The organism is Paracoccus sp. IB05 (genome assembly GCF_016405985.1).
In the GTDB taxonomy this organism is placed as follows: Bacteria; Pseudomonadota; Alphaproteobacteria; order Rhodobacterales; family Rhodobacteraceae; genus Pseudogemmobacter.
Genome location: NZ_JAEFCF010000104.1, coordinates 1 through 578, shown reverse-complemented (window position 1 = coordinate 578; position 578 = coordinate 1). Strand labels below are relative to the sequence as shown.

The following is a 578-nucleotide window of genomic DNA, read 5'->3' as shown; positions in this document are numbered from 1 at the left end:
TGCACGTCTCCCGGAACACCGTCCGCAAGATCCTGCGGTCGGATGAGACGGACTTCAGCTACGAGCGAACGCATCAGCCGATGCCGCGGATCGGGCCGTGGCAGGACCAGCTTGACCGGCTGCTCGCGGCGAATGCGGGCAAGCCGTCCCGAGAGCGGCTGACGCTGATCCGGATCTTCGAGGCGGAGGGGCAGTCCGCCACTGGTTCGAGGAATGCCCCGACGGCGCGCCCTTGGCTATGAAGGCGGCTACGACGCCATCCGTCGCTTTGCCCGCACCTGGTCGCAAAGCCGCGGGACAGCGGCGGCCGAGGCCTATGTGCCGCTTTCTTATGATCCTGGAGAGGCTTACCAGTTCGACTGGAGCCACGAGGTGGTGCTGGTCTCAGGCGTGACTGTCACGATCAAGGTGGCCCATGTCCGCCTCTGCCACAGCCGGATGATGTTCGTTCGGGCCTACCCGCGCGAGAGCCAGGAGCCTCGCCATCGGGCTCGGACCGATGGCGCCCGATGGCTCGATCTTCGACGCGCATGATCGCGCCTTCGCCTTCTTCCGCGGCACCTGCACGCGCGGCATCT

General features: G+C 66.6%; 1 pseudogene. It reads left to right on the top strand.

The features are described 5' to 3' along the window. A pseudogene (locus JC607_RS25240) lies at positions 1–578 on the top strand (hypothetical protein); the annotation flags it as partial.